The sequence below is a fragment of the Pseudomonas sp. MS19 genome, from assembly GCF_013277615.1.
In the GTDB taxonomy this organism is placed as follows: Bacteria; Pseudomonadota; Gammaproteobacteria; order Pseudomonadales; family Pseudomonadaceae; genus Aquipseudomonas; species Aquipseudomonas marincola.
The window spans coordinates 1-5,464 of the sequence record NZ_VBTO01000026.1 but is presented as its reverse complement, the minus strand read 5'-3'; the positions used below and the strand labels follow the sequence as shown (position 1 = coordinate 5,464).

2 tRNA genes and 2 rRNA genes are annotated in these 5,464 nt (G+C 50.8%); all 4 read left to right on the top strand.

The window, feature by feature from the left end:
- Positions 1–154: 154 nt before the first annotated feature.
- The 4 genes from FEZ62_RS20415 (at position 155) to FEZ62_RS20400 (ending at position 5,291) form a co-directional block, all read left to right on the top strand.
- Positions 155–1,697, top strand: a 16S ribosomal RNA gene (locus FEZ62_RS20415).
- Positions 1,698–1,865: 168 nt separating this feature from the next.
- Positions 1,866–1,942: transfer RNA gene (locus FEZ62_RS20410), tRNA-Ile, on the top strand.
- A 124-nt stretch (positions 1,943–2,066) separates the two neighbouring features.
- Positions 2,067–2,142 (top strand) — tRNA-Ala (locus FEZ62_RS20405).
- Between the two features lie 257 nt (positions 2,143–2,399).
- Positions 2,400–5,291, top strand: a 23S ribosomal RNA gene (locus FEZ62_RS20400).
- Together the 16S and 23S rRNA genes with 2 tRNA genes alongside form the textbook arrangement of a ribosomal RNA operon.
- The last annotated feature ends 173 nt before the right edge of the window (positions 5,292–5,464 follow it).

Below are 5,464 nucleotides of genomic sequence, written 5' to 3'. Positions count from 1 at the left end.
GTGTGGGTGCTTGTGAGGTAAGACTGATAGTCAACAGATTATCAGCATCACAAAGCAACACTCGTTAATTCGAGAGTTACCTTACATTAATTTGTAAGTTTTGCGATTGCTGAGCCAAGTTTATAAGGTTTTCTCAAAACCTAATTGCAGTATTGAACTGAAGAGTTTGATCATGGCTCAGATTGAACGCTGGCGGCAGGCCTAACACATGCAAGTCGAGCGGTAACAGAGAGTAGCTTGCTACTTTGCTGACGAGCGGCGGACGGGTGAGTAATGCCTAGGAATCTGCCTAGTAGTGGGGGATAACGTTCGGAAACGAACGCTAATACCGCATACGTCCTACGGGAGAAAGTGGGGGATCTTCGGACCTCACGCTATTAGATGAGCCTAGGTCGGATTAGCTAGTTGGTGAGGTAATGGCTCACCAAGGCTACGATCCGTAACTGGTCTGAGAGGATGATCAGTCACACTGGAACTGAGACACGGTCCAGACTCCTACGGGAGGCAGCAGTGGGGAATATTGGACAATGGGCGAAAGCCTGATCCAGCCATGCCGCGTGTGTGAAGAAGGTCTTCGGATTGTAAAGCACTTTAAGTTGGGAGGAAGGGCAGTAAATTAATACTTTGCTGTTTTGACGTTACCGACAGAATAAGCACCGGCTAACTCTGTGCCAGCAGCCGCGGTAATACAGAGGGTGCAAGCGTTAATCGGAATTACTGGGCGTAAAGCGCGCGTAGGCGGTTTGTTAAGTTGGATGTGAAAGCCCCGGGCTCAACCTGGGAACTGCATCCAAAACTGGCAAGCTAGAGTACAGTAGAGGGTGGTGGAATTTCCTGTGTAGCGGTGAAATGCGTAGATATAGGAAGGAACACCAGTGGCGAAGGCGACCACCTGGACTGATACTGACGCTGAGGTGCGAAAGCGTGGGGAGCAAACAGGATTAGATACCCTGGTAGTCCACGCCGTAAACGATGTCAACTAGCCGTTGGATTCCTTGAGAATTTAGTGGCGCAGCTAACGCATTAAGTTGACCGCCTGGGGAGTACGGCCGCAAGGTTAAAACTCAAATGAATTGACGGGGGCCCGCACAAGCGGTGGAGCATGTGGTTTAATTCGAAGCAACGCGAAGAACCTTACCTGGCCTTGACATGCTGAGAACTTTCCAGAGATGGATTGGTGCCTTCGGGAACTCAGACACAGGTGCTGCATGGCTGTCGTCAGCTCGTGTCGTGAGATGTTGGGTTAAGTCCCGTAACGAGCGCAACCCTTGTCCTTAGTTACCAGCACGTTATGGTGGGAACTCTAAGGAGACTGCCGGTGACAAACCGGAGGAAGGTGGGGATGACGTCAAGTCATCATGGCCCTTACGGCCAGGGCTACACACGTGCTACAATGGTCGGTACAAAGGGTTGCCAAGCCGCGAGGTGGAGCTAATCCCATAAAACCGATCGTAGTCCGGATCGCAGTCTGCAACTCGACTGCGTGAAGTCGGAATCGCTAGTAATCGTGAATCAGAATGTCACGGTGAATACGTTCCCGGGCCTTGTACACACCGCCCGTCACACCATGGGAGTGGGTTGCACCAGAAGTAGCTAGTCTAACCGCAAGGGGGACGGTTACCACGGTGTGATTCATGACTGGGGTGAAGTCGTAACAAGGTAGCCGTAGGGGAACCTGCGGCTGGATCACCTCCTTAATCGACGACATCAGCTTCCTTATAAGCTCCCACACGAATTGCTTGATTCATTGAAGAAGACGATTAGGTGAAAAGCCTCATGTCGATGAGTGCTCAGTTGGTTAGAGCGCGCCCCATGCTTTGTAGGTAAAGAGCAGGGTGAGGTCGGCTTGCAGCAACCCAGATTCTGGGTCTGTAGCTCAGTTGGTTAGAGCGCACCCCTGATAAGGGTGAGGTCGGCAGTTCGAATCTGCCCAGACCCACCAATTTCATCCAGCTCATCGTTACTAAGTGACTTGTGTAGTTGACTACACGGCGTAACTCAGTGCCTTGATCTGAATGAAATAGCAGCAGTCAAAACGGCGCCTTGTGTGCAGGTTTGATATCAGTGGGGCCATAGCTCAGCTGGGAGAGCGCCTGCCTTGCACGCAGGAGGTCAGCGGTTCGATCCCGCTTGGCTCCACCATTATGTAATTGCTTGATCCGCGTCTCGTTAGTGTTCAGAAATGAGCATTCCTACAGTAAGTAGCTGAATGTTGATTTCTGGTCTTTGACTAGAAAAAATCGTTCTTTAAAAATTTGGGTATGTGATAGAAGTGACTAATTGATTACTTTCACTGGTAATTAATTTGGTCAAGGTAAAATTTGTAGTTCTCAATTGCAAATTTTCGGCGAATGTCTACTTCACGTTAGAGACAATAACCAGATTGCTTGGGGTTATATGGTCAAGTGAAGAAGCGCATACGGTGGATGCCTTGGCAGTCAGAGGCGATGAAAGACGTGATAGCCTGCGAAAAGCTTCGGGGAGGTGGCAAATAACCTTTGATCCGGAGATGTCTGAATGGGGGAACCCACCTAACACAAGTTAGGTATCTTGCACTGAATACATAGGTGTAAGAGGCGAACCAGGGGAACTGAAACATCTAAGTACCCTGAGGAATAGAAATCAACCGAGATTCCCTTAGTAGTGGCGAGCGAACGGGGACTAGCCCTTAAGCTTCTTTGATTTTAGCGGAACGCTCTGGAAAGTGCGGCCATAGTGGGTGATAGCCCTGTACGCGAAAGGATCTTAGAAGTGAAATCGAGTAGGACGGAGCACGAGAAACTTTGTCTGAATATGGGGGGACCATCCTCCAAGGCTAAATACTACTGACTGACCGATAGTGAACTAGTACCGTGAGGGAAAGGCGAAAAGAACCCCGGAGAGGGGAGTGAAATAGATCCTGAAACCGTATGCGTACAAGCAGTGGGAGCAGACTTTGTTCTGTGACTGCGTACCTTTTGTATAATGGGTCAGCGACTTATTTTCAGTGGCAAGCTTAACCGAATAGGGGAGGCGTAGCGAAAGCGAGTCTTAATAGGGCGTTTAGTCGCTGGGAATAGACCCGAAACCGGGCGATCTATCCATGGGCAGGTTGAAGGTTAGGTAACACTGACTGGAGGACCGAACCGACTACCGTTGAAAAGTTAGCGGATGACCTGTGGATCGGAGTGAAAGGCTAATCAAGCTCGGAGATAGCTGGTTCTCCTCGAAAGCTATTTAGGTAGCGCCTCGTGTATCACTGCTGGGGGTAGAGCACTGTTTCGGCTAGGGGGTCATCCCGACTTACCAAACCGATGCAAACTCCGAATACCAGCAAGTGTCAGCACGGGAGACACACGGCGGGTGCTAACGTCCGTCGTGAAAAGGGAAACAACCCAGACCGTCAGCTAAGGTCCCAAAGTTATGGTTAAGTGGGAAACGATGTGGGAAGGCTTAGACAGCTAGGAGGTTGGCTTAGAAGCAGCCACCCTTTAAAGAAAGCGTAATAGCTCACTAGTCGAGTCGGCCTGCGCGGAAGATGTAACGGGGCTCAAACCATACACCGAAGCTACGGGTTCATCCTTTGGATGAGCGGTAGAGGAGCGTTCTGTAAGCCTGTGAAGGTGAGTTGAGAAGCTTGCTGGAGGTATCAGAAGTGCGAATGCTGACATGAGTAACGACAATGCGAGTGAAAAACTCGCACGCCGAAAGACCAAGGTTTCCTGCGCAACGTTAATCGACGCAGGGTGAGTCGGCCCCTAAGGTGAGGCAGAAATGCGTAATCGATGGGAAACGGGTTAATATTCCCGTACTTCTAATTACTGCGATGGAGGGACGGAGAAGGCTAGGCCAGCACGGCGTTGGTTGTCCGTGTTTAAGGTAGTAGGCTGAGATCTTAGGTAAATCCGGGATCTTAAGGCCGAGAACTGATGACGAGTTGTCTTTTAGACGACGAAGTGGTTGATGCCATGCTTCCAGGAAAAGCTTCTAAGCTTCAGGTAATTAGGAACCGTACCCCAAACCGACACAGGTGGTTAGGTAGAGAATACCAAGGCGCTTGAGAGAACTCGGGTGAAGGAACTAGGCAAAATGGCACCGTAACTTCGGGAGAAGGTGCGCCGGTGAGAGTGAAGGGTTTACCCCGTAAGCTCATGCCGGTCGAAGATACCAGGCCGCTGCGACTGTTTATTAAAAACACAGCACTCTGCAAACACGAAAGTGGACGTATAGGGTGTGACGCCTGCCCGGTGCCGGAAGGTTAATTGATGGGGTTAGCTAACGCGAAGCTCTTGATCGAAGCCCCGGTAAACGGCGGCCGTAACTATAACGGTCCTAAGGTAGCGAAATTCCTTGTCGGGTAAGTTCCGACCTGCACGAATGGCGTAACGATGGCGGCGCTGTCTCCACCCGAGACTCAGTGAAATTGAAATCGCTGTGAAGATGCAGTGTATCCGCGGCTAGACGGAAAGACCCCGTGAACCTTTACTATAGCTTTGCACTGGACTTTGAGTTTACTTGTGTAGGATAGGTGGGAGGCTTTGAAGCGTGGACGCCAGTTCGCGTGGAGCCATCCTTGAAATACCACCCTGGTAACCTTGAGGTTCTAACTCTGGTCCGTTATCCGGATCGAGGACAGTGTATGGTGGGTAGTTTGACTGGGGCGGTCTCCTCCTAAAGAGTAACGGAGGAGTACGAAGGTGCGCTCAGACCGGTCGGAAATCGGTCGTAGAGTATAAAGGCAAAAGCGCGCTTGACTGCGAGACAGACACGTCGAGCAGGTACGAAAGTAGGTCTTAGTGATCCGGTGGTTCTGTATGGAAGGGCCATCGCTCAACGGATAAAAGGTACTCCGGGGATAACAGGCTGATACCGCCCAAGAGTTCATATCGACGGCGGTGTTTGGCACCTCGATGTCGGCTCATCACATCCTGGGGCTGAAGCCGGTCCCAAGGGTATGGCTGTTCGCCATTTAAAGTGGTACGCGAGCTGGGTTTAGAACGTCGTGAGACAGTTCGGTCCCTATCTGCCGTGGACGTTTGAGATTTGAGAGGGGCTGCTCCTAGTACGAGAGGACCGGAGTGGACGAACCTCTGGTGTTCCGGTTGTCACGCCAGTGGCATTGCCGGGTAGCTATGTTCGGAAAAGATAACCGCTGAAAGCATCTAAGCGGGAAACTTGCCTTAAGATGAGATCTCACTGGAACCTTGAGTTCCCTAAAGGGCCGTCGAAGACTACGACGTTGATAGGTGGGGTGTGTAAGCGCTGTGAGGCGTTGAGCTAACCCATACTAATTGCCCGTGAGGCTTGACCATATAACACCCAAACAATTTGATGTTTGTGTGTCTCTGGAAGTAGAAACACCGAAAGTTTGCGAAACTACAAAGCATCACATACCCGATTCGAAGCAGCGTCCCTGACGAGGCTTCAACAAATTGCTTGACGACCATAGAGAATTGGAACCACCTGATCCCATCCCGAACTCAGA